General features: G+C 68.1%; 11 protein-coding genes and 2 pseudogenes. 7 read left to right on the forward strand and 6 right to left on the reverse strand.

The features are described from left to right. Positions 1 to 14 precede the first annotated feature (14 nt). From ACYVN4_RS41370 to ACYVN4_RS41380, 3 genes and pseudogenes are all read left to right on the forward strand, one after another. A complete protein-coding gene (locus ACYVN4_RS41370) occupies positions 15 to 10856 on the forward strand; it encodes an SDR family NAD(P)-dependent oxidoreductase (RefSeq protein WP_460729104.1) in 10842 nt (3613 codons plus the stop codon). Further along, positions 10831 to 16014, forward strand: a pseudogene (locus ACYVN4_RS41375) (type I polyketide synthase); the annotation flags it as partial. The gene ACYVN4_RS41370 and the pseudogene ACYVN4_RS41375, both read left to right, overlap by 26 nt. A 345-nt stretch (positions 16015 to 16359) precedes the next feature. Continuing rightward, positions 16360 to 16989, forward strand: a pseudogene (locus ACYVN4_RS41380) (thioesterase domain-containing protein); the annotation flags it as partial. Between the two features lie 38 nt (positions 16990 to 17027). On the opposite strand, the gene ACYVN4_RS41385 reads toward ACYVN4_RS41380, so the two are convergent. The 5 genes from ACYVN4_RS41385 to ACYVN4_RS41405 all read right to left on the reverse strand — a co-directional run bounded on the left by ACYVN4_RS41385 (position 17028) and on the right by ACYVN4_RS41405 (position 22625). Next, positions 17028 to 17897: a class I SAM-dependent methyltransferase gene (locus ACYVN4_RS41385; RefSeq protein ID WP_460729106.1), complete on the reverse strand. Its 870-nt coding sequence runs from the start codon at positions 17895 to 17897 to the stop codon at positions 17028 to 17030. Beyond that, complete coding sequence (locus tag ACYVN4_RS41390; protein WP_460729108.1) at positions 17890 to 18645, reverse strand: thioesterase II family protein; 756 nt, start codon at positions 18643 to 18645, stop codon at positions 17890 to 17892. The genes ACYVN4_RS41385 and ACYVN4_RS41390 overlap by 8 nt, the downstream gene beginning before the upstream one ends. 8 nt (positions 18646 to 18653) lie before the next feature. Beyond that, positions 18654 to 19868 carry a cytochrome P450 family protein gene (locus ACYVN4_RS41395; RefSeq protein ID WP_460729110.1) on the reverse strand — a complete coding sequence of 405 codons (1215 nt, stop codon included), beginning with the start codon at positions 19866 to 19868 and terminating at the stop codon, positions 18654 to 18656. Between the two features lie 133 nt (positions 19869 to 20001). Next, positions 20002 to 21186: a cytochrome P450 gene (locus tag ACYVN4_RS41400; protein WP_460729112.1), complete on the reverse strand. Its 1185-nt coding sequence runs from the start codon at positions 21184 to 21186 to the stop codon at positions 20002 to 20004. A gap of 200 nt (positions 21187 to 21386) precedes the next feature. Then, positions 21387 to 22625, reverse strand: a complete 1239-nt coding sequence (locus ACYVN4_RS41405) for an MFS transporter (RefSeq protein WP_460729114.1) — start codon at positions 22623 to 22625, stop codon at positions 21387 to 21389. Positions 22626 to 22717: 92 nt separating this feature from the next. Here ACYVN4_RS41405 and ACYVN4_RS41410 point away from each other — a divergent pair, with 92 nt between their 5' ends. Continuing rightward, entirely contained in the window at positions 22718 to 23581 is an 864-nt protein-coding gene (locus tag ACYVN4_RS41410; RefSeq protein ID WP_460729116.1) for a LysR family transcriptional regulator, read from the forward strand. Here the strand turns inward: ACYVN4_RS41410 and ACYVN4_RS41415 are convergent. Continuing rightward, positions 23578 to 23916 carry a hypothetical protein gene (locus ACYVN4_RS41415; RefSeq protein ID WP_460729118.1) on the reverse strand — a complete coding sequence of 113 codons (339 nt, stop codon included), beginning with the start codon at positions 23914 to 23916 and terminating at the stop codon, positions 23578 to 23580. The two genes, ACYVN4_RS41410 and ACYVN4_RS41415, sit on opposite strands and share 4 nt — an antisense overlap. A gap of 175 nt (positions 23917 to 24091) precedes the next feature. On the opposite strand from ACYVN4_RS41415, the gene ACYVN4_RS41420 reads away from it, so the two are divergent. Genes ACYVN4_RS41420 through ACYVN4_RS41430 form a run of 3 tightly spaced genes read left to right on the forward strand, consistent with a single transcriptional unit; the run spans position 24092 to position 25773 of the window. Then, complete coding sequence (locus ACYVN4_RS41420; RefSeq protein ID WP_460729120.1) at positions 24092 to 24409, forward strand: hypothetical protein; 318 nt, start codon at positions 24092 to 24094, stop codon at positions 24407 to 24409. A 3-nt stretch (positions 24410 to 24412) separates the two neighbouring features. Beyond that, a complete protein-coding gene (locus ACYVN4_RS41425) occupies positions 24413 to 24952 on the forward strand; it encodes a DUF6879 family protein (RefSeq protein WP_460729122.1) in 540 nt (179 codons plus the stop codon). Then, entirely contained in the window at positions 24949 to 25773 is an 825-nt protein-coding gene (locus ACYVN4_RS41430) for a helix-turn-helix domain-containing protein (protein ID WP_460729124.1), read from the forward strand. Before ACYVN4_RS41425 ends, ACYVN4_RS41430 begins: the two co-directional genes overlap by 4 nt. Positions 25774 to 25776 lie beyond the last annotated feature (3 nt).

The following is a 25776-nucleotide window of genomic DNA, read 5'->3' on the forward strand; positions in this document are numbered from 1 at the left end:
CAGGAGATTCACCGATGGCTGACGACGACGAACTGCGCCGGTACCTCAAGAAGACGGCCAAGGAGCTCTACGAGACCAAGCAGCGGCTGCGCACCCTCACCGATCGCATGCAGGAACCGATCGCGATCGTCGGTATGGCGTGCCGGTACCCGGGCGGCGTGCGCTCGCCCGAGCAGCTGTGGCGGCTGACCGCGGACGGTGTCGACGCGATCGGCGGCTATCCGACCGATCGCGGCTGGGACCTCGAGCGGCTGTTCGACCAGGACCCCGACGCGCCCGGCACCATCTACACGCGCGACGGTGGATTCCTCGACGACATCGGTGATTTCGACGCCGCCTTCTTCGGCATCGGCCCCCGCGAGGCGGCCGCGATGGATCCGCAGCAGCGGCTCATGCTGGAGGCGTCCTGGGAGGCGCTCGAGGACGCCGGCATCGACCCGATATCGCTGCGCGGCAGTCGAACCGGGGTATTCGCCGGTGTCATTCATCAGCACTACGGTCCCCGCATCGGCTCGCCCACCATCGGCGCGGAAACCGAAGGCCACGCCTACCTGGGTGTTTCGAACAGCGTCCTGGCCGGACGCATCGCCTACACCCTCGGATTCACCGGCCCGGCGATCGCGGTCGACACCGCGTGCTCGTCCTCCCTGGTGGCCATCCATCTCGCCTGCCAGGCGCTGCGGCAGGGCGATGCCGAGGTGGCTCTCGCCGGTGGCGTCACCGTGATGTCGGACCCGTCGCTGTTGATCGCCTTCGCCCGCCAGCGGGCCCTGTCCAGCGACGCCCGATGCAAGGCGTTCGCGGCCGCCGCCGACGGCACCGGATTCTCCGAGGGACTCGGAATGCTGGTGCTGGAACGACTCTCGGACGCCCAGCGCGCGGGCCACCCGGTGCTCGCCGTCATTCGCGGCAGCGCGGTCAATCAGGACGGCGCGAGCAACGGCCTCACCGCGCCGAACGGGCCCTCCCAGGAACGGGTCATCGCCCAGGCGCTGGCCAATGCCGGACTGGATGCCGCCGACGTCGACGCGGTCGAGGCGCACGGAACCGGCACGATGCTCGGCGATCCGATCGAGGCGCAGGCGCTCATCGGCGTCTACGGCGCGGGCCGCCAGGGTGAACCGCTGCGGCTGGGCTCGCTGAAATCCAATATCGGCCACACCTCGGCCGCCGCGGGTGTTGGCGGCGTGATCAAGATGGTGCAGGCCATGCGCAACGCTGTGCTGCCCAAGACGCTCCACGTGGATGAGCCCACGCCACACGTGGATTGGTCCGCCGATACCGTCCGGCTGCTGCAGGACAGTCACCCGTGGCCGCAGGGCGAACGGGTGCGCCGGGCGGGCGTATCCTCCTTCGGTGCCAGCGGCACCAATGCGCACCTCATTCTCGAGGAAGCTCCGGCCCCGACGGAGATCGAGGCCGAGTCCGTTGCCGCGCCGCGTGTTTCGGCCGACAGTGTCGCGCTCGTGGTCTCGGCCAAATCCGACGCCGCCGTTCGGGCGCAAGCGGATCGGCTGCGGCACTGGCTGACCGAGCACCCCGACGTGAATGTGCACGAGGTGGCGCGGGCCTTGGCGAGCTCGCGGGCGTTGCTCGATTGGCGCGGCGCGGTCACCGGGCGCGACCGGGCCGAGCTGCTGGCCGGTTTGGCGGATCTGGCCGCGGATGCGCCGGTGGCGAAGGCTGATTCCGGTGCCACCGCATTCCTGTTCACCGGGCAGGGCGCGCAGCGCGCCGGGATGGGCGCGGACCTCTACCGCGCCTACCCGGCCTTCGCCACCGCGCTGGACGAGGCGTGCGCGGTGTTCGATCGGGTGCTCGGACGGTCGCTGCGGGAGGTGATGTTCACCGATTCCGAGGGCTTGCTGGACCGCACCGAATGGACCCAGCCCGCGCTGTTCGCCTTCGAGGTGGCACTGTTCCGGCTGCTGGAATCCTTCGGCGTCACACCGGATGTGCTGGTCGGCCACTCCATCGGCGAGCTGGCGGCGGCACATGTCGCCGGGGTGCTGTCCCTGCCGCACGCCTGCGCGCTGGTCGCGGCCCGCGGCCGCCTGATGGGCGCACTGCCCGAGGGCGGCGCGATGCTGGCCGTGGCTGTCGACGCGACGCGCGCGTCCGAAATCATTGCGGCAGTGTCCGATCGCGTCTCGATTGCCGCGGAGAACGGTCCCACCTCGACAGTCCTGTCCGGCGATGCCGACGCGATCGAGGGCCTCGAGCGCGAACTCATCGCCGCGGGCATCCGGGCCAAACGCCTACGGGTGAGCCATGCCTTCCACTCGGCCCTGATGGAGCCGATGCTCGACAAGTTCCGCGTGGTCGCAAAGAAACTCACCTACAACGCCCCCACCCTGCCGATCGTCTCGACCGTGACCGGAGAGTCGGCCGGGGCTTCCGTGACCGATCCCGAGTACTGGGTTCAGCAGGTCCGCGTCGGCGTGCGCTTCGCGCCCGCGATCGACACCCTGCGCGCCGACGGGGTCACCCGCTTCATCGAGGTCGGGCCCGACGCGGTACTGACCGCTATGACCCGCGAATGCCTCGGTGAGAACACCGATCTCCCGGCTCCCCCGGCCACGGTGGCCCTGGCGCGACGGTCCGCCGAGGAAGTCGGGCAGTTCGTCGCGGCGTTGGCGCAGATCCAGGTCACCGGCGCGCGCGTCGACTGGCGCTCGACCTTCGCCGAGTGGGGTGCGGCACCGATTGCCCTGCCCAAGTATGCTTTTCAGCGTCGCCGCTACTGGCTGAACCAAGACCACGGGGTGGCCGCGGACCTGTCGGACCATCCGATCCTCACCGGCGTGCTCGGATTGGCGGGTTCGGACGAGTGGCTGTTCACCGGCCGACTATCTGTGGCGACGCATCCGTGGATCGCCGACCACCTGTCGTACGGCACGATGGTCCTGCCGAGCGCCACGCTGATCGAGTTCCTGCTCGTCGCCGGTGGCCGAATCGGTTGCCAGGCAGTCGAAGAACTCACCCTGCAAGCACCGATCGTGCCCGCCGACGGCGATGAGATCGAACTCCAGGTACTGGTTCAGGCCCCCGATGCGACCGGGCATCGGTCGTTCGAATTCTATTTCCGCACATCGACTTCCGATGAATGGATCCACAACGCGACGGGTTCGCTCGCCACGACCGCCGGGCCCGAACCGGAAGTGCTCTCCCGGCTGCGCGGCGAATCATGGCCACCCGCCGACGCCCAGCACCTCGACAGTGCCGGGCTACCCGCGCAGATCGCCGCGGACGCCGGGCTCGAATACGGTGCGGCGTTCCTCGGGGTACAGCAGGTGTGGGAGCGCGACGACGCGGTCTTCTCCGAGATCGCCCTGAACTCCGACATCAGCACGGCCGCAACGCATTCGGTACGCCACACGCTGCATCCCGCACTGCTCGACATGGTCATGCACGCCGCCTTCTCGCGGCTGATCTGGCGCGACGGCAACCCCGATCCGAACACCGGCAAACTGCTTTTCCGCTGGGCCGGGGCGCGATTCCACCATGCCTCGACCACCGCACCCGTCGACGTGACCGCCCTGCGGGTCATCGCGGTCACCCAGGGGCCGGAAGCCGTGGCGGTCGCGGCCGTCGACCCGGACGGCAATCCCATCGTCTCGGTCGACGCCGTGGTGATGCGGCCGTACGACGTCAAGGAATTCCGCACCGGGCTCGCAGCCGACAACGCCGCGTTGTATGAAGTGAGCTGGGAAGAGGATGCGAACCCGAGCGCACCGATCGCCACGTCGGCGCCGACGCTGGCCGTGCTCGTCGATGTGGAATCGGCCGACACGGCACCGGGTTTCGCTGCGCGATACGCGTCGGTCGCCGAGGTCAGTGCTGCCACCGACCTGCCCGGAGCAGTCGTCTGGCGTGCTGTTTCACCGTCAGCCACAACGGATTCCGATGAGCCGCGCACGATCCGTGCGGCGGTGAACTCGACCTTGGCGCTACTGCGCTCGTGGCTTGCCCAGCAACGACTCGCCCACTCCCGGCTGATCGTGCTGACCTCCGGTGGGGCGGGTCTCCCGGGGGAAACGCTCGATCCGTCGGCGGCCGCGGTGTGGGGGCTGCTGCGCAGCGCACAGTCGGAGCATCCCGATCGATTCGTTCTGATCGACGAGGATCCTCAGGCACCCGGACTCTCTCTATCCTCCAGCCCTTCCGGCCCGGCCCGCGTGGCGAATCCCGATCTGATCGCCGCCGCGCTGGCCTCGGGCGCACCGCAGATCGCACTGCGTGGTACCCGCGTGCTGGTTCCCAGGCTCGGGCGAGCAGCCGAGCCTTCCAGTGCCGCAACGGAACCCGTGCGCAGCGGTGGCGATGATCGGCGCGGCCATCCCGCCGGTGCCACCACCGGTCCGGACGGTCAGCACCTATGGTCGACGACGAGTTTCGGCGGCGCGACCCTGCTGATCACCGGCGGGACCGGCGGCCTCGGTTCGCTGTTCGCCCGGCACCTGGTTGCCGAATACGGTGTGCGCGAGCTGGTGCTGACCTCGCGCAGTGGCCCGGATGCGGCGGGAGCCGCCGACCTGGTGGCGGAGCTGGGCCGGTCGGGGGCGCGGGCCCGGGTCGTCGCGTGCGATGTCGCCGATCGCGACGCGGTACGCACACTGCTCGGCCATCTCGGCTCCGAGGACGCTCCGATCGCGGTCGTGCACACGGCAGGCGTGCTCGAGGACGGCACCGTCTCGGCCCTGACCGGCGCGCAGATCGACCGTGTCTTCGCGCCGAAGGTCGATGGCGCTTGGCATCTGGACGAACTGACCCGGGGCCGGGAGGTTCGGGCCTTCGTGGTTTTCTCCTCGGTCGCGGCCGTTCTCGGCACCTCGGGACAGGCGAATTACGCCGCGGCCAACGCCGCATTGGACGCCCTCGTCCAGCGCCGCCGGGCTGCCGGTCTGGCGGCGACCTCGCTGGCGTGGGGTCCGTGGAATCAGTCGAGCGGTATGACCGGCGCTCTGGATCGTGGTGCGGTGGCACGCTGGGAACGGCTGGGGCTGAGGCCACTCGCCAATGCCGACGGTGTGCGCCTGTTCGACGAAGCCCTCGCGCACGGCGCGGCGCGGCTGTCGCCGATCCGGTTCGATGCCGGTGCGCTGCGCACCGCCGACGAGTCCGCGGTGCCCGAGGTCTTGCGCGGATTTCTCCCCCGCCGGGCGCGCGCCGCCGCCCCGACTGCCGTCGCGGCGGCCGGGACACTCGGCGCTCGGCTGGCCGAAGCACCTGTCGCACAGCGCGGCGACATAGTGCTGGACACCGTATTGTCAGCGGCCGCAGCGGTATTGGGTCACGATTCCGCGGCCGACATCCGCTCTGATCAGCGTTTCGACGAGATCGGTTTCGATTCGCTCGGTGGCGTGGAGTTCCGCAACCGACTGGGGAAGGCCACCGGTCTGCAACTGCCATCGACGCTGGTGTTCGACTATCCGACTCCGGCGGCAGTGGCGAAGCTGGTGCTGTCCCGCGTCGAGCCGACGGTGGGCGAACCCGTCAAGAAGACGGTGCGCCGGGTCAGGGCCGATGAGCCGATCGCCATTGTCGGCATGGCCTGCCGGTTCCCCGGCGGTGTCGAATCACCCGATCAGCTCTGGGATCTCGTTGCCGCCGGCATCGACGCGACCGGCGATTTCCCGACCGACCGGGGCTGGGATCTGGAGCGACTGTTCGACGCGGATCCGGACAAGCCCGGGACCGTCTATGCGCGGCGCGCCGGATTCCTCGACAGCGCGGGTGATTTCGATCCGGGCTTCTTCGGGATCGGTCCCCGCGAGGCGTCGGCCATGGACCCGCAGCAGCGCCTGCTCCTCGAAACGTCCTGGGAGGCACTCGAAGACGCCGGTATCGACCCGAACTCGTTGCGGGGCACCGATACCGGGGTGTTCGTCGGGGCGGGCGCATCCGGTTACGTCGACCTGGTGGGCGGCGATCTGGAGGGCTATCGGCTCACCGGCACGACGAGCAGCGTGATGTCGGGGCGGGTGGCCTACGCGCTGGGGTTGGAGGGTCCGACGCTCACCGTGGACACCGCCTGCTCCTCCTCGCTGGTCTCGCTGCACCTGGCCGCGCAGGCGCTGCGCAATGGCGAGAGCTCCCTCGCGCTGGCGAGCGGCGTGACGGTCGCGGCCAGCCCGTATCTGTCCGTCGATTTCGCGCGGCAGCGCGGACTCTCGCCGGACGGCCGGTGCAAGGCGTTCTCCGCGGCGGCCGACGGCGTCGCCTTCTCCGAGGGCGCCGGGGTGCTGGTGCTCGAGCGGCTCTCCGACGCGAAACGCCTGGGGCACACCATTCTTGCCCTGGTGCGCGGCACGGCCATCAACTCCGACGGCGCGAGCAACGGCCTGACCGCGCCGAACGGCCCGTCCCAGGAACGCGTGATCACGGCGGCGCTGGCGAATGCCGGGCTGTCGCCGTCGGATATCGACGCGGTCGAAGCGCACGGCACCGGCACCACGCTGGGCGATCCGATCGAGGCACAGGCGCTGATGGCGGTCTACGGTCGCGACCGCGCACGGAACCCGCTGCGGATCGGCTCGCTCAAGTCGAATATCGGCCACACCGTCGCCGCCGCGGGTGTCGGCGGCGTGATCAAGATGGTGCAGGCGCTGCGGCACGAAACCCTGCCCAAGACACTGCATGTCGACGAGCCGAGCCCGCACGTGGACTGGACCGCCGCGGACGTCGCACTGCTGACCGAGGCGCACCCGTGGCCCGCCGGTGACCGGCCGCGGCGCGCCGGGGTGTCGTCGTTCGGTGTCAGCGGCACCAACGCGCACGCCATCCTCGAAGAGGCGCCCCGCACCCTCGTTCCGGCGGAAACCGTTGAGCCGCAGCTCGGTACGGTGCCCTGGCTGCTGTCGGCCAAGAACGACACCGCACTGCGGGCGCAGGCGGCGAAACTCCAGCGGTGGCTGATCGAGCACCCCGACACCGATCCGGCGCAGGTCGCGCACGCGCTCGCCACCACCCGCGCCCAGCACCAGGTGCGGGCGGTGGTGCTGGGTGCCGATCGCGACGACTTGCTCACCCGCCTGGCGCAATTGGCGGCCGGAACGGCTACTGCCGGAGTGGTTTCCGGCACCGTGGGTGCGGGGAAGACCGCCTTCCTCTGCACCGGCCAGGGCGCGCAGCGGGCCGGGATGGGCGCGGGACTCGCCGCGCCCTTCCCCGTCTTCGCCGCCGCGCTGGACGAGGTGTGCGCGCAGTTCGATCCGTTGCTCGACAACTCGCTACGGCAGGTGATGTTCACCGGAGAGCTGATCGATCGCACCCGTTTCACCCAGCCCGCGTTGTTCGCGTTCGAGGTGGCGCTCTACCGGCTGCTGGAGTCCTTCGGCGTGACACCCGATGTCCTGGTGGGCCATTCGATCGGCGAGCTGACCGCGGCATACCTGGCCGGGGTCTGGTCGCTGGAGGATGCCTGCGCGCTGGTCGCGGCCCGCGGCCGCCTGATGGACGCGCTGCCCGAGGGCGGTGCGATGCTCGCGGTCGCCGCCCCCGAGGACGAGGTCCTCGCCGCGATCGCCGAGTACGGCGATCGGATCTCGATCGCGGCGGTGAACGCGCCTGCCGCCGTGGTCATCTCCGGTGACGCCGACGCCGTCGAAGCCCTCGAGAAGGAATTCACCGCGCAGGCCCGTAGGACGAACCGGCTGCGGGTGTCGCACGCCTTCCATTCGCACCTGATGGAACCCATGCTGGGTGAGTTCGAGACCGTCGCTGCGACGGTGACTTTCCATCCGCCGCGGATTCCCTTGGTATCCAATGTCTCCGGCGAGTTCGCCGGAGACGAGATCCTGAAGCCGGATTACTGGGTGGCACAGGTGCGTGGCGCGGTGCGCTACGCACCTGGCGTGGAGACGCTGGTGGCCTCGGGCGTGCGCCGCTTCCTCGAAATCGGACCGGACGCCGTCCTGGCGACGATGACCCGGCAGACCCTGCCCGCCGATATCGAGGCCCGAGCGGTGGTCGCGGCGGCGGCCCGCCGCGACCGCGACGAGGTCGAGCAGTTCGTGACCATGCTCGCCCACACGCACACCGCCGGACTGGCCGTCGACTGGAAGCCCCTCTTCGGCGACCGCCCGGCACCGCGAACAGCCTTGCCCACCTACGCCTTCCAGCGCGAGCGCTACTGGCTCGAACCCGGCGTCGGCGGGATGCCCGGGGGATCCGCCAGGGGTGCTGCCCAATCGTTCGGCCTCGTCACCACCGGACACCCACTGGTTCCCGCGGTGATCGCACAACCGGACACCGGCGGGGTCATCCTTACCGGCCGCCTGTCGGTCCAGACGCATCCCTGGCTGGCCGATCACGCCGTGCTGGGCACGGTCCTGTTCCCCGGAGCCGGTCTGGTCGAACTCGCCCTGCGGGCCGGCGACCGGGTGGGCCTTTCGACGCTGGCGGACTTCGTTCTGCAGGCGCCGCTGGTACTGCCGGAGGCCGGTGGGGTCGCGGTGCGCAGTGTCGTTGGCGCCGAGGACGAGACGGGCCATCGCGTGGTGCGGGTCTACTCCTGCCCCGAAGGCGAGATCGAACCGGCATCGTCGTGGACGCTACATGCCGAGGGCACGCTCACCGCCGACCCCTCGGCGGCTTCGGAGGCTGCCGAACTCACCGCGTGGCCTCCGATCGGAGCGCAGCCGCTGCCGGTCGGCGGTGTGTATGACGAACTCCTCGCCGGTGGGTACGAGTACGGGCCCTCCTTCCAGGGTTTGCGAGCGGCATGGCGGCGCGGCGACGAATTGTTCGCCGAGGTCGCGCTAGCCGACCCGCGGGAAGCCGCGAACTACGGCATCCATCCCGCACTGCTCGACTCCGCCCTGCACGCCCTGCTCATCGGCGACTCGGGGCCCGCTGACGGGGCCGGGCCGGCGTTGCCGTTCGAATGGTCCGGGGTCACCGTGCACGCGGCGGGAGCCGACGCCTTGCGCATTCGGGCGACCCGCATCGGCGACCATACGGTCAGTGTGGATCTCGCGGATCCGACCGGTGCGCCGGTGGCGACGGTGCGCCGACTGGCCGCCCGGCCGATCGATCCCGCGCAGCTCGCGGCGAGCGTAGCGACGGTCGATAACGCCCTGTATCAGGTCGAATGGACACCGATGTCGGTGTCCGACAGCGAGATACGCACCGTGTCGTGGGCGGATCTCGGTGACGAGGTTCCGGCCGCGGTGGTGCTGGATGCTCCGGACGGCAATGATCCCGACGCTGTTCGTGCGGCGACTCACGCCGTGCTGCGGGTACTTCAGACCTGGACCGCCGACCCTCGATCCATCGAGTCGGCGCTGGTGATTCGGACCAGCGGCGCCGTTTCCGTTGCCGGGGAGGATATTACGAATCTCGCCGGGGCCGCCATCGCCGGCCTGGTTCGCTCCGCCCAGGCGGAGAGCGCGGGTCGAATCGTCTTGGTGGACATGGATTCCGACGCCGCCGGGCCGTTGGGCGGCATTCTGGCTTCCGGGGAACCGCAGGTGGCCGTGCGCGGCGGGCAAGTGCACCGGGCGCGACTGGTGCGAGCGGCGACAACCGGGTCGGCCCCGAGCGTCGCTTTCGGTCCGGACGAGACCGTGCTGATCACCGGTGCCAGTGGATTCCTGGGCGGATTGTTCGCCCGACACCTGGTGCACACCCGCGGCGTCCGGCACCTGCTGCTGCTGAGCCGCCGCGGTGGATCGGCTCCCGGCGCCGCCGAGCTGGCGGCCGAGCTACGCGGTGGTGGCGCCGAAATCGACTTCGTCGCCTGCGATGTCGCCGACCGTGCCGCGCTCGACGAGGCACTGTCCGCCATCCCCGCGAACCGCCCCCTCACCGGTGTGTTCCACCTGGCCGGTGTACTCGACGACGGCGCCATCGCCTCGCTGACCCCGGATCGGATGGATGCGGTGTTGCGGCCCAAGGTCGATGCGGCCCTGCACCTGCACGAGCTGACCGCCGAGCTGCCGCTGAAGGCGTTCGTGCTGTTCAGCTCGGTGGCCGCAGCGCTCGGCAATCCGGGGCAGGGCAACTATGCAGCGGCCAATGCCTGCCTGGACGCGGTGGCGACGCACCGCCGGGCATCCGGGCGCCGCGGGCAGTCCCTGGCGTGGGGGCTGTGGAACAGCGACGGCGGCATGGGCGCCGAGCTCGGTGACGTCGACCGGCGGCGCGTGGCCCGTTCGGGGCTGCTGCCGCTGTCGGCGGAGCAGGGCTTGGCGCTGTTCGACGCCGCCGCCGAAATCGACACGCCGACACCCATTCTCGCCCGGCTCGACCGGGCGGGACTCCGCGGCGCGGGGTTCGCGACAACCCTGCTGTCCGGGCTCGTCCCCGATCGCCGCGCAACGGCGTCGGGAGCATCGGACGCCCCGGCCGCACTGCGGGCTCGGATGGCCGACACTCCCGAGGGCGAACGCCTCGGTGTGCTCGTCGACTTCGTTCGGGACCACGTGGCTGCGGCACTGGGGCATCGGAACGCGAATGCCATTGCGGCCGATCGGGCCTTCAACGAGCTGGGCTTCGATTCGATGACCGCGATCGAATTCCGCAACGCCCTCAAAACCGCGACGGGCCTGCCCTTGCCGGCGACGCTGGTATTCGACTACCCGTCACCGGAGATGCTGGCCGAATACCTGGCCGAAGAGTTCATCGGCCACCACCCCGACGCGTCCGCGGATCCGTCGGAAGACGAGATTCGCAGTGCGCTCCAGATGATTTCGCTGACCCAGCTCCGCGAAGCCGGTCTGCTGGAGGCGCTTCTGCACCTCGCTCACGGGCAGCAAAACCCCGGCGAGATCGACGAGCACAGCACCGACGAATTCATCGACGAACTCGATATCGACGACTTGATCAATCTGGCTTACAACTCCGAGGACTGACAGCGATATGACCAATACCGAGAGCACCGCAAAACTCGCCGACGCGCTACGGGCCTCGCTGAAGGAAACCGACCGGCTGCGGGCGCGCAACCGACAGCTCGACGCGGCCCGGCGTGAGCCGATCGCGATCGTGGGAATGGCCTGCCGCTACCCCGGCGGCGTCGAATCACCCGAAGACCTGTGGCAACTGGTGTCCGACGGTGTCGATGCCACCACCGATTTCCCCACCAACCGCGGCTGGGACATCGACCGCATCTACGACCCCACCGGCGAACAACCCAACCGTTCCCACACTCGATCCGGCGGATTCCTGCACACCGCAGGCGATTTCGACCCCACGTTCTTCGGCATCAGCCCGAATGAAGCGGCAACCATGGATCCGCAGCAGTTCCTGCTGCTCGAAACCTCGTGGGAGGCATTCGAACGCGCCGGAATCGCCCCGGCGACCCTGCGCGGCAGCGCAACCGGCGTGTGGATCGGCAAGATGTATCACGACTACCCCGGCGACGCGAACACGGGATCGCTGGCGTCGGGCCGGGTCTCCTACACCTTCGGCCTCCAGGGACCGTCGGTCACCGTCGACACCGCATGTTCGTCATCGCTGGTAGCCATGCATTCGGCCGCCGCCGCGCTGCGCTCGGGCGAGTGCGACCTGGCCCTGGCGGGCGGCGTGACCGTGATGGCGGGTCCGGATACGTTCGTGGAGTTCAGTCGACAGCGGGGACTGTCCATCGATGGACGATGCAAGTCGTTCTCCGACAGCGCCGACGGCGTCGGCTGGGCGGAAGGCGCCGGTGTGCTGGTGCTGGAACGACTGTCGGACGCGCAACGCAACGGCCACCGAATTCTCGCCTTGGTGACCGGTTCGGCGGTGAACTCCGACGGCGCCTCCAATGGTCTGACCGCGCCCAACGGTCCGGCGCAGCGGCGCGTCATCGAGCAGGCCCTGACCAATGCCGGAATATCCGCCATCGACGTCGACGCGGTCGAAGGACACGGCACCGGAACGACTTTGGGCGACCCGATCGAAGCACAGGCATTGCTGGGCACCTATGGCCGGGATCGGGCGCCGGGGCGGCCGCTGTGGCTGGGTTCGCTCAAGTCGAACATCGGGCACGCACAGGCGGCCGCCGGTGTGGGTGGCGTGATCAAGATGGTCATGGCGATGCGCCACGGAACGCTGCCGCGCACCCTGCATGTGGATCGGCCGTCGACCAAGGTCGACTGGTCCGCGGGCGAGGTGCGGCTGCTCACCGAGTCGGTGCCGTGGCCGTCGGCCGATCGTCCACGCCGCGCAGGTGTTTCGTCCTTCGGCATCAGCGGCACCAACGCACATGTCATCCTCGAGCAGGCTCCCGTCCTCGAACCGGCTCCCCCCGCCGCGACCACCCCGGCCGAGCCGGTCATACCCTGGGTGCTGACCGCCGCCAACGCGCGTGCACTCGGAGAGCAAGCGATTCGCTTGCGGACGCATGTCCGCGAAAACGACTTCGCGGCACAGGATGTCGGATACTCCCTCGCCGCCACCCGCGCCACGCTCGGCCATCGAGGGGTGGTCCTCGGTGCCGATCGCGACGAACTGCTGTCGGGTCTGGAGGCATTGGGCCGCGGAGACTCCGGACCCGGTGTGGTGTCGGGTCGCGCGGCTTCGGGCTCGACGGGATTCGTCTTCTCCGGTCAGGGCGCGCAGTGGGCCGGTATGGCCGGGCAGCTGCGTACGCATCCGGTTTTCGCGGAGACGTTCGACAAGATCGTCGCGGAGCTGAATCCGTCACTCGATCAAACGATTTCGCTCGATGACGCGCTGAACGACACGGACCTGATCAACCGGACGGTCTTCGCGCAAGCCGGACTGTTCGCCTTCGAGGTCGCACTGTATCGCCTGCTCGAAGCGTGGGGACTGCGCCCCGACCTGGTGGCGGGTCACTCGATCGGCGAGATCGCCGCCGCGCATATCGCCGGAGTGCTGTCGCTCTCGGACGCATGCACCTTGGTGGCCGCACGCGGCCGGTTGATGCAGGCACTGCCCGCAGGTGGCGCGATGCTCGCGGTGGGAGCTCCGGAATCCGAGGTCGCACCGCTGCTCACCGCTGGTGTGTCGATCGCCGCGGTGAACAGCCCCACCTCGGTGGTGGCCTCCGGCGTCGATACAGAGATCGACGCGCTGGCCGGAGTATGCGCCGAGAAGGGTTGGCGGACCAGCCGTTTGCGGGTCTCGCATGCCTTCCATTCCGCGATGATGGAACCGATGCTGACGGAGTTCGCGTCGGTGGTCGAGGGATTGAGCTTCGGTCGACCCACCATCGCGCTGGTCTCGACCGTGACCGGCGCCCGGGTGACCGATGAGATGTCGAACCCGACGTACTGGGTGCGTCAGGTCCGCGCCACGGTGCGGTTCGCCGACGCGGTGACCACGATGGCGGCCGCGGGTGTGGTGCGCTTCGCCGAGGTCGGGCCGGACGCGGTCCTCACGCCGATGGTGGCCGGGACCGTCGACGACGGTCCCGGGGAAGCCACCGTCGCCGTCGCCGTCGCGCGCCGTGACGCGGCGTCGACCGCCACCGTGGCGACCGCGGTGGCGAAGTTGTTCGTGTCGGGCGCCGAGGTGGACTGGCCTGCGTTCTATTCCGGTGCGCAACCGATCGACCTGCCCACCTACGCGTTTCAGCACGAGCGGTTCTGGCTCGATGCGAAGCGGTATCTGTCGACGACGTGGCTGGGCGCCGACGGCACCGGCGCCGCGGGATTGGATCCGGTCTCCCACCCCTTGCTGGGAGCGGCTGTCCCGCAGCCCGATTCGGGCGGGATCAGTTTCGTCGGCCGCTGGTCACTGGACTCGGTCGAATGGTTGGCCGATCACAGCGTGCTCGGCACCGCACTGCTGCCGGGAACCGGTTTCGTCGAGCTGGCTACCCAGGTGGGCGGACTGCTCGGTCACCCCGTGGTGGACGAGCTGATCCTGCAGGCGCCCTTGACACTGCCCGCCCACGACGGAGTGACGGTACAGGTGGTGGTCGGCGCGGCGAATGATTCCGGCCGACGGCGCATCAGGATCCACTCGCGCCAGCCGGATGCCGTCACCTGGACATTGCACGCGGAGGGTGACCTCACCGCAGAAAACGTCCAGCCCGATTTCGATCTCTCCGGCTGGCCTCCGGCCGACGCCGAGACGATCGACGTCGCCGACGCGTACACCGAGATGCTCGATGCCGGTTACGGATACGGCCCCTATTTCCAGGGCCTGCGGGCAATGTGGCGACGCGGCGATCACGGCGGCGATGGTCACGAGCTGTTCGCCGAGGTGGCCCTGCCGGACGCGGAGACCGCCGCGGGATATGGACTGCACCCCGCGTTGTTCGATGCGGCCATGCACGCGGTCATCGTGCATCGCATGCGCACCGGCGGCGTCGACGCGCCCGAACTACCGTTCAGTTGGCGTCGCGTCGCACTGCATGCGGCCGGATGTAGTGCCGTCCGCGTGCGAATCCAGCTGCAGGACAACCGTTTCGCGCTCCAGCTGGCCGACGGCACCGGCAGCCCGGTGTTGTCGGTCGACACGCTGGACACGCGACCGGTTTCCGCGGGCCAACTGCGTGCCGACAGCGTGGCCGATGCCTTGTTCACCGTGGAGTGGATGGCCCCGACGTCGGCCACCGGCTCGGTAGCCCCGGCGCGCACCGCGAGCATCGGCGCACCGGGCGGCTATCCCGACCTCGCGGCGCTGGTCGAAGACCTCGACACAGCCGGAGAATCCGCCGTCCCCGAACTCGTATTGCTCCATTGCGCCGATACCGGCGTCGCCTCCCCGCACGCCGCCCGCGAGGCATTGAACAGCGTGCTGGCCACGGTTCAACAGTGGTTGGCAGACCCTCGATTCACCGAATCCCGCCTGGTGATCCTGACCAGCAACGCGGTACGCACCAGCGAGTACGAGCAGCTGCGCCCGGCGCAAGCACCGGTCTGGGGCCTGGTGCGCGCGGCCCAGGCCGAACATCCGAACCGGTTGCAACTACTGGACCTCGAGGGTTCGGCCGACCACGATCCGGCCGCCGTCACCACCGCCGCCGCAGCCCTGGCGACCGAGCCGGAGGGCGCCGTGCGCGGCGCGAAACTCCTGGTGCCGCGGCTGGTTCCGCATCAACTCACCGAGACGAACCGCGAGCCGGTCGAGCCATTGGACACCGGCACCGTGCTGATCACCGGCGGAACCGGCGGGCTGGGTGCGCTGTTCGCACGGCACCTGGTCACCGAATACGGTGTGCGGCGACTGGTTTTGACGTCCAGGCGGGGGCCGCAAGCTCCCGGTGCCGACGAATTGTGCGCCCAGTTGACCGAACTCGGTGCGCAGGTGACTGTCGCCGCCTGCGACGTCTCCGATCGCGACGCACTGAAAGCACTGCTCGACGAGATCGGGTCCGAGCACCCGCTGACGGGTGTCGTGCATGCTGCGGGCGTCGCCGACAACGGCCTGATCGAATCGATGACGAGCCGTCGCATCGATGCCGTCTTCGCGCCCAAGGCCGACGCCGCATGGCATTTGCACGAACTCACCAGTGACAAGCCGCTGTCGCTGTTCGTCCTGGTGTCCTCCGCCGGTGGGCTGGTGCTGGCCGCCGGGCAGGCCAACTACGCGGCGGCCAACGTGTACCTCGATGCCCTCGCCACCTACCGCCGGGCGGCCGGGTGGACGGCCACGTCGATCGATTACGGGCTGTGGGAACGATCGAGCGGTCTGGGCACGGAACTGTCGGAAGAGGATTTCGAACGGATGCGGCGACAAGGCTTTCCGGCGTTGTCCGAATCCGACGGACTGGCCCTGTTCGATGCCGCGGTGACCTCCGGCGCCGCCCAGCTGGCCGCGTTGCCTGTCGACCGGGCCGTGCTCCGGACGCGGGGCGAACACGCACCCGCCCTGGTGCGCGGGCTGGTACCGCTGACGGCGCAGCGTGCGCAGATGTCACCGCTGCTGCAGCTGGCCGGTCTGTCGCCCGATGAGCAGCTTTCGCGACTGGTGGAGTTCGTGCGCCAGCAGGCTGCCGCGACGCTCGGCTACGTGGACGTCGAACTCATCGAGGTCGACAATGTGTTCGGCGAAATGGGATTCGACTCGGTCACCGCGATCGAATTCCGCAACTCACTGCGCGACGCCACGGGCGTGCAGTTGCACGGCACCCTCGTCTTCGACTATCCGACGCCTCATATTCTCGCGAAGCATCTCGCAGAAAGATTGGCGGGCAACGAATCAGCCCTTGCCAGCGATGTCCGCACGGCCACCGAACGAGATCGTATGGAAGGCGTCGCCGACGACTCGCTGTATGGAATGTTTCGCACCGCGGTGGGGCGGGCGCAGTACACGATCGGCTTCTTGCTCCTGTACACGGCGGCGCAGACGCGGGACCAATTCCACGCCGAGGACGAGCAGCCCATCAATCCGGAGATCATCCGATTGACCTCTGGCGCAGCCACACCGCGCATCATCTGCATCAGCCCGCCGATGGCGGCGGGCGGTGTGCGCCAATACGCCAGAATGGCCGCCAAACTGCGGACACCTCGCGACGTGGTCGGCGTCGCACCGATCGGGTCCCACGCGGATCAGCCGCTGCCCGCCGACCACGCCGCGGCCACCACGGCCTTGATCCAGCCCATCCTCGACGCCGCCGAGGGTCAGCCGTTCATCCTGTTCGGTTTCTCCTCGGGCGGGGTGCTCGCCCACAACGTCGCCGAGCGCATGGAAGCTCTCGGCGGACCCGCACCGGTCGGAGTGGTGCTGGTGGACAGCTACCGGGCGGACGAGGCCGCGGGCACCGAGTGGATTCTCGGCCCGGTCGCCGAGAACATGGTGACCAACGAAGCGGCGTTCGATCGATTCGACCCCGCCAGATTGACCGCCATGGGTCAGTACACCCAGGTGCTGCGTGCTATCGCACCGGGTAAGATCACCGCGCCCGTCCTGTTCCTCCAATGCGCACAACGGATTCCCGGAGTCCCCGAGGACTTCATGGAATGGCAAGCCCAGCCGTGGAACGACAGCCATCACGTGGTCGAGGTGGACGCCCATCACTTCACGGTGCTGCAGGAGGGCTCAGGTCAGGTCGCCGCGGCGATGGACGAGTGGCTGGAAAGCCTGGAGTGACGATTTGGCCGGGAGGGCGATTCGCCCTCCCGGTCCGATCAGGCCGTCGGATCGGCGGCGTGCGTAAGCCGAACCGCCGCACACCACGGCAGCCACGAGGTGCCGGCCGGTTTCCGGGGGCCTACGGGCACGAAAGCGCACGACCACAGGACCGGGGGCAACCGGCGGAATCGGGCTGCCGCACGGAACAATCCGACTACCTCGTCCGCGGTCCAACCCCGCCCGGCGAAGAATCGCAGCGGATCGGCCGGGCCGAACTTCCACGGTGAATTCTTCAGCAGATTCTTGTTCGCTCGATTGTTCCGATCGACAATGGATTTGTTGATCACATCCATTATCCACCAGTTGATTTCGGGCCGAGCGAGTGCCGCCGCCAATCCCGAGACCTCGTCTTCGGACAGGTAATACACCAGCCCTTCGGTCAGTACGAGCGCCTTCTTCACGCCGTCGAGCGACTTGTCCAGAAATTCCTCGCGCGCTGCCGAGTCCGCGAGATCTACTGCGACGCGGGTGAGGTCGCAGCGCGGGGTCTCGCCTTCCAGGAGGCGGTTCTTCTCGGCGATCAAGTCGGGGAGGTCGGCTTCGATCCAGCGGAGGTCGGCGGGCAGGTCGAGACGATACGGCCGCGCATCCAGGCCCGCCGCCAGATTGATGACCAGATCGCAGCCCTCGCTGATGGTTTCGGCGATCAGATCATCGATGACCTTGGTTCTGGTGACCAAGGACCAGCGGATCAGCGCGTACCATTTCTCGTTCGCGACAATCGCCTTACCGGTTTCTCCGGCGAGCCGCTCCGCGAGCGGATCGCGAAAGAGCGCATTGGGCCGGGCGGTTTCGATCGCGCGGTGCGCGGCCACCCAGTGGGCGGTGTCCGAAACATGCGAAACAGGGCCAGCGGTCTCAGGCATAATTGCTTTCTCTCTGATCACGAATCAGTTGGGCCACACCGTGCGAATTGGCATCGATGTAGAAGTGGCCACCGGGAAACGACGTCTGTGTGAACGGTCCGGTGGTGTGCGTCCGCCACTCGTTCAGGTCGGCGATGCTGGTGGCGGGATCGCTGTCGCCGACCAGTGCGACGAGCGGAGACTCGACCACGGCTTCCGGTGCACACGTGTAGGTTTCGATCGCGCGGTAGTCACTTCTGGTGACCGCGAGAATGATCGACCGGAACTCGGGATCCTCCAGCAGCGCCGCCGGCGTCCCGCCGAAGTCCAGCAGGTGCCGGATCAGTTCCTGATCGCTGTACCGGTGGACACCGTGAAAGCCCTTCCGTGCCGGTGCGATTCGACCCGACACGAACAGCGTGCTCGGCGGCATCGCCCGGTCCTGTTCGAGACGACGGCAGATCTCGAACGCCACCACCGCACCCATGCTGTGGCCGAACAGCGAGTAGCCCGCAGTCTGCGGAAGCAGTTCACGAAGTTCCGGCAACACACCCTCGACAAGGTCGGCGATGTTGTCCAGCAACGGCTCCCGCCTGCGATCCTGGCGCCCGGGGTATTGCACGCCGAGCACACGGAATCGCGGCCCCAGCGTTCTGGCCAGCGGTCCGTAGGAGAGGGCCGATCCGCCCGCGTGGGGAAAACAGATCAGAGTGTGGGCGTCAGGCTCCGATGCGGCAGACAACGAACGCAACCAGCCGGCGTTTCCCATGGAACCTCCTAGAGCAGGACGGGGACCGACTGGTGACCGTTGGAAACGAAGCTGCCCAGCGGCCGGAGTTCGGTGGGGTCCACCGCCAGTCGCATGTTCGGAAACCGCTCGAACAGTGCCGGTAGTGCGATCCCCGCCTCGAGCCGGGCCAAGGGTGCACCGAGACAGTAGTGAGCTCCGTGCCCGAAGGCGAGGTGCTCCTTGTTTTCCCGGTGCACGTCGAACTCCCCAGCGGTGCCACCGTGAATCCCCGGGTCGCGGCTCGCAGCCCCGTAGGACGCGAGAATCGGCTCGCCCGCAGCGATCCGAACGCCGGCGATCTCGATCTCCTCGACCGCGTATCGCAGGGGCAGGTGCGTGAACGGCGACTGGTATCGCAGCGATTCCTCGATCACCTCCGACCATGGCACCCGGCCGGCGAGTACTTCGGCCCGTTGTTCCGGGTTGGTCAGCAGAGCGACGATGGCATGGTCGAGCAGATTGACCGTAGTCTCGTGACCGGCGTTGATGATCAGAATCAGGGTGTCGATCAATTCCTTTTGCGACAGCCGGTTGGAGTCCTCGTCGCTGGCCGAGAGCAGCGCACTCGTGATGTCGTCACCGGGGTTGGCGCGCCGGTAGAAGATCAACTGCCCCATGAGTCCGACCATTTTGAAGACGCTGGCCCGCATCTCGGCCGACGACAGGGACGTGTCGAAGAACCTGTCGACGCACGCATGGATCCGGGCATCCAAATGCTCTGGCACGCCGAGCAATTCACCGATGACTCGAATCGGCACCGGGTATGCGTAGGTGGACCGCAAGTCGACGGCCGCACCGGCGGGCATGGCCTCCAGTCGGCTCAGCAGCCCATCGACGATGGCTTCGATTCTCGGGCGCATCAGGGTGGTTCGACGATTCGTGAACGTCGGCGCCACGAGTTTGCGGAGGCGGCGGTGCTCGGGACCGTAAGCGGTGAACATACTGTCCGCCGCCACCCACGGGTGCAACGGCCACTGCTGATCGATCTCACCGTTCTTGAAGGCATTCCAGTGCTGGCGTGGATCTTTGGATACCCGGGGATCGGCGAGCAGCTCTTTCAACACCGCCGCGTCGGTGACCGCCCACGCCGATACCCCGCCGGGCAGCCCCACCAGCGCGACCGGCCCGCGCTGGCGAATCCGCTCGTTCTCGGCCTGTACATCGGCGCCGGTCGGATCCAGCACGATCGCCTCGGTATTCAAGGACCCTCCCGAGCCTCGGGGCGAACCCCGCACTGCCTCAATCTTTTCCATCAAAGGCAAGGCGGGACGACCCACCTCACCGACACCACTTCACTGGGGATCGTCGTATTACAGCGGAACTTACCACCGAGTATCAAAGGGACTTCAGCCGAACGGGCATCTGTGAGTAACCCCGCACATTGAACAGTCGGCGGCGGGTCGGCTCGCCGTCGAGGCGGATGTCGGGGAAACGTTCGAAGAGGGCGGGCAAGGCATGCAGGACCTCCAGGCGCGACAGGCTCGCGCCGAGGCACGCGTGGATGCCGCTGCCGAAGGACAGGTGTTCCCTGGCATTGGGGCGGGTGATGTCGAAACGGTGCGGGTCAGGGAATTTGACCGGATCGCGATTGGCGCCGGAGAGGGAGACGAGCACCGACTTTCCCGGCACGAGGGGAGCGCCGCCATCGAATTGCACGGGTTCCAGGGCGCGACGGGCGGTCATCTGGAACGGCGGGTCGAAGCGCAGCAGCTCCTCGATCGCCAGCGGCCAGCGCTCGGGCTCGGCGCGCAGCAGCTCGAGCTGATCGGGGTGCGACAGCAGGAGCGCGACGCCATTGCCGATCAGGTCCATGGTGGTCTCGAAACCCGCGGCCATCAGCAGATTGGCGTTGGCCATCAATTCGGTGTCGGTCAGATCGCCCGTGGAGACCAGGACACTGAAGATATCGTCCCCCGGTTCACGGCGCAGCTTCTCGATGTGGGCGACGAGGTATGCCTGCATCGCCTCGCTCGCGGCCATGGCGCTGCGGTAGGTCTGCCAGGGGACTCCGACGTCCATGAGCGGAGCGCCAGTGGCCCCCCAGCGCAAGAACTGCTCGCGATCGGCCGCCGGGAAACCCAGTATTTCCATGATGACCGCGGCCGGCACCTGCGCAGCGAAATCCGCTATCAGATCCACGGATTCGTGCGCGGCCATCGCATCGAGCTGCTGCGTGGTGACCTCGCGGACCAGATCGCCCAGACGCGCGACGGCGCGGGGAGTGAAGGCGGCGGCGACGGGTTTGCGCAGGCGTTCGTGCTCCGGCGGATCCTGCGCGAGCATGGACGGGGCTTCGATCGGGCTGAGCGGCAACACGACTCGCTCGGCATAGCGGCGCAACGGCCCGGGCACGCCCGGATCGATCGACCGCCGCACACCGAATCGCCTGTCGCGCAGAATTTCCCGACACAGCTCATAGTCATAGACGGCATAACCCACCGGGGTGTCCCGCACCCCGCCCTCACCGCGCAACTCATCGATCAGCGGATACGGATCCGCAGCGCCTTCGTCCCCGCTCATCAGCCGCGCGAACGTATCCCCTCTGCCACGCAGCACGAGAAACGACAGCCGCGGCAACCCATGCTCCGCGACCCACCTGATCCTGTATCTCGCGTCCATCAAAACCCCTGTGCCGTAAGGAGAACCGCAGGCGGCAATGCCTCGGGATCTCAATATAGGCCGCTGGGACCCACTCGCAAGCCCCGATCATCACCGGCTTTTCAGATTGCGCGGGCCACGGTGGGCCGGAGTGCGAACACCGCCCACAGCGCCAGCCCCACCGCCGCGGCGACGGCACCGATGCCGCACACCAGCGCCCAGCCGCCCGCCTGATAGGCCACGCCCGCCGTCACCGAACCCGCGACGCCGCCGAGGAAGTAGGTGACCATGTAGGCGGTGGTCAAGCGGCTGCGCGCGGCCGGGTCCAGGGCGTAGATCGCGCTCTGATTGGTCAGGTGCGAGCCCTGGATGCCGAAGTCGAACACCAGCAGCGCGGCGATCAGCGCGATCACATTGTGCCCACCCCAGGCCACCAGCGCCCAACTCGCGAGCAGGACAAGCCAAGTCAGGGTGGTGACCCGGCGCAGGTGGCCGCGGTCGGCCAAACGACCCACCACCGGTGCGCCCAGCGCGCCGAGCACACCGGCCAGGCCGAACAGGCCGATGACGAATTCCGAGTAGTGGTAGGAACTTCCGTGCGATCCGGCCAGCAGGAACGCGATCGCGGTCCAGACCAGTGAGAAGCTCGCCATCACAATGAATCCCAGCGCCATGCGATGCCGCAGCACCGGGTGCCGCCGGATCAGGGTGAGGATCGAGGCCAGCACCTGCCGGTAGCTCTCGCCCGACGCGGCGCGCGGAGTGGCGGGGGCGAGCAGGTAGAGGCTGATCGCCATCACCACCTGTAAACCGGCCGCCACCAACAACACCGATCGCCAGCCGCCCACCTGCGCCACCGCCCCGGCCAGTACCCGGGACAGCAGGATGCCGAGCAGCAGACCGCTCATCACCGTGCCGACCACCTGCCCGCGCCGCTCCGGATGCGCCAGCGCGGAGGCCCACGGGACCACCACCTGCGCCGCCGAGGCCGTCACGCCGGTGGCGACGACGCCCGCGAACAACACGGGGAAGTTGGGTGCGAACGCCGAGATCATCAGGGCTGCAACGGAAGCCACCAGTAGGGCCGGGACCATGCGGTGACGGCGCAAGAAGTCACCCAGCGGCACCAGGAAGGCCAGTCCGCACAGGTAGCCGATCTGGGCGGCGCTGACGAGCAGGGCGGCGGTCGCCGTGGAGATGCGCAGGTCTCCGGAGACCTCGTGCAGTAGCGGCTGCAAATAGTAGTTCCCGGCCGCGGACGAACCGGCCGTGATGGCGAAGACGAGCACGGTGGTCCGGCTCAATGCGGTGCCGACCTCGGGCCGAGTCTCCTCGGCGCCACGGGTCACAGAAACAGTCACCACCTCATGGTGAGCGCTCACAGGGATCAACAAAAGCGATACATTTTGATGCCACCATCTCTGATATCGATGGCACGAGTAGGCTCCCCGGCATGGAGTTGCGTCAGATCGAATGCTTCCTGGCCTGCTGCGACCACCGTTCCTTCACCGCCGCCGCCCGCGCCCTGAACCTGGTGCAGTCGGCCGTCTCCACCAGCGTCGCCAAGCTCGAACACGAACTCGGCACCCGGCTGTTCGACCGCACGCCGCGCACCCTGGAGTTGACCGAGGCGGGCCGGGCCATGATCGCCCCCGCCCGCACCCTGCTGCGCGCCCGCGCCGACATCGTCGACGCCATCGACGCCGCCCGCGGCGAGATCCAGGGCGAAGTGGTCATCGGCAACCTCATGAACGTCCACAACTTCGACCTCGCGGGCAGCATCGCCGAACTGCACCAACGCTTCCCACGCGTGACCCTGCGCATGCGGCAGAGCATCTCCGGCATGGCGGGCAACCTCGCGGGCCTGCGCGACAACTCCCTCGAACTGGCCCTGCTGGCGGGCCGCACCGACCAATTCCCCGGCATCACCACCCACCTCATCACCGCCGAAACCCTGGTCCTGTGCACCGCGCCCGGACACCCCTTGGCAGGCAAGCCCTTCCGCGCCCCCGACCTCGCCGGAGTTCGCTTCATCGACTACCCACCGGGTTGGGGCATCCGCAGCATCGCCGACGACCTCTTCCCTGCCCGCGACCCCGTCATCGAAGTAGCCGACCAATCCTTCGCGGTGGAACTGGCTGCCAAGAACTTCGGTGTAGCCCTGATCCCCCGCTCGGTGGCCCTGCTCTCCCCCGAAGTCCCCTACTCCGAGTTCGCGCCCCGCCCACTCCCCTGGAAGCTGTGCATCGGCCACGCCGCCGACCGCACCCCCTCCAACGCCGCCCGCACCGTCATCGACGCCCTCACCGGTGGCTAGGCGCCGTTGGGCATCGGGGGAATCACCCAACGGGCATAGGTGTTTTCAGGGTTCACGGTGATCACATCCGCGGCTCTGACCAGATCGGTCAGCGCGGCCTCACTGTCGAAATGCTCGGCGGTCGGCACGACCACCGCCTCGGCGGCCAAGCGCGTCACGGTGGCCTTCAATGCCGCGAGGGGGGATCTGCCCGCGCGACCGTCCACCACGACCATCTTCGCGAAGTCGTACCCCAATCGCCGTGCCAGACTGCGGATCTGCTCCTCGTCCCACGCCTGTCGTGCGCCCGAGATATCACTGCGCACGTATCCGACAGCCGTTGGCCTGAACTTCATCGCCCGCGCCTCCCTCCGAAGTTCGTCTCCGATGCCGTAGGTCGAACCTAGGAACCGCGGCGATCGCGGACAACGATTTTGCAGTATTTTGCGCGACAACTTTTTGTACCCGGCTTTGACCTGGTCGTATCCTGAATTGACGGTGCATACCTACGACTGAGATCGAGGTTCTGTCATGCCTGTTCAACTCCTGGGCGGACCGACCCAGAACAGCGGATCACCTAGACTCTGGGTGGACGACGAACGTCAGCTGTACATCGTTCAGGGTTACCGCGTCCCCGGCCACGACAACCAGGTCGAGATTCCCCAAATGCTGCTGAGATGGTTGAGACCCGGAACGTATATCGGTGTGCGGCTTCATGATTCCGGACGGGGGGCGTTCACCGTCACCGGCACACCCGTCGCCGACACGGAGGCACTGCGGCAGATGAATATCCCCGAACACGAGACCGCCGTCGAGGCCCCCATCGCCAAGAGTCGCTGGAATTGGTGAAACATGCTCCACCTCACGGCTTCCGAGACCAACGACCTCATCCGGCACGCCCGACACGACGCGTTTCACCTCGAGGTCTCCGACGATCACTCCAGCGTCTCCGACGAGAGCGAACCCATGCGCCGGGTGCTGGCCGGACTGCCGCCGTTCGACGATGGCGACTACCCGCCGACATGGAGCGCCTGGGAGGACCTCATCAGCGAGCTGACCGGCCACGGGGTCACCATGCGCCGCGTCCGCGTCGTCACCGAACCGTTCACCGACTACGTCCGATTCCTGCACGCCCTCACCGGAAGAAACCAACGCTACGGAGAGGAAATCCGCTGGCTGCCGCGGCACACCGTCGACGAGACCGAGTACACCGCCGATGAATGGTGGCTGATCGACGATGTGACCGTCGCGTTCACCCTCTTCGGCAGCAACGGTGACTTCAGCGGGGTCGCCGTCACGATCGACCCGGTGATCGTCGCGCGGTGCCGGGAAGTCCGCGACAAACTGTGGGGCATGGCGATCCCGCACGACGAGTACGCACCGGGCGAGTGACAGGGGTCGAGCAAGCACGGCAAGCCTTCGGCGCCCGTCTGCGGGAAATCCGTAAGGGCGCCGGGTTTTCCGGTGTGGAGCTGGCCGCCCGCACCGGATGGCATTCCGCGAAGATCTCCCGAATCGAACACGGCCGCCAGATGCCGAGCGACACCGACCTGGTCGCCTGGTGTCAGCTGTGCGATGCGCGGCTGTTGCTGCCCGATCTTCGTGCGGCCCTGTCCAATGTCGAAGCGCTGTGGGCGGAGTGGCGTCGCCTGGCGGCCGCCGGGCATTCTCAAGGTCAGCGCCGCCTGCTCGAGATCGAGGCCCAGGCCCAGACCTTCCGCAACTACGAGCCGACCATCATCCCCGGATTGCTGCAAACCGAGGCGTACGCGCGCGCGGTCCTCACGGCATGCATCGAGTTCGTCGGCGGCTTGGACGACATCGACCGTGCGGTGTCGGCTCGATTGGATCGGCAGCGGATTCTCCGCCAAGGCAAACGACAGATCACCATCCTGCTCGCAGAGCAAACGCTCTACACGCGCGTCGGCGACGACGTGACCATGACAGGCCAGCTCGAACACCTCCTCGAGGTGATGGCGCTCCCCCGGCTGAGCCTCGGAATCGTTCCCCGCACCGCGCCATTCGTCTACACCACCACGTGTTTCGTGCTGTTCGACCGACGGATGGCGATGGTCGAGACCATCTCCGCCGCCCTCACCATCACCCAGGCACGCGAACTCGATTTCTACGAGAAGGCCTGGACCACCCTGCACAAACAAGCCGCCTACGGTGCGCGCGCCCGAGCATTGATCGAGACGGCATTGCGGTCGTGAGGC

This window comes from Nocardia heshunensis (genome assembly GCF_054782115.1).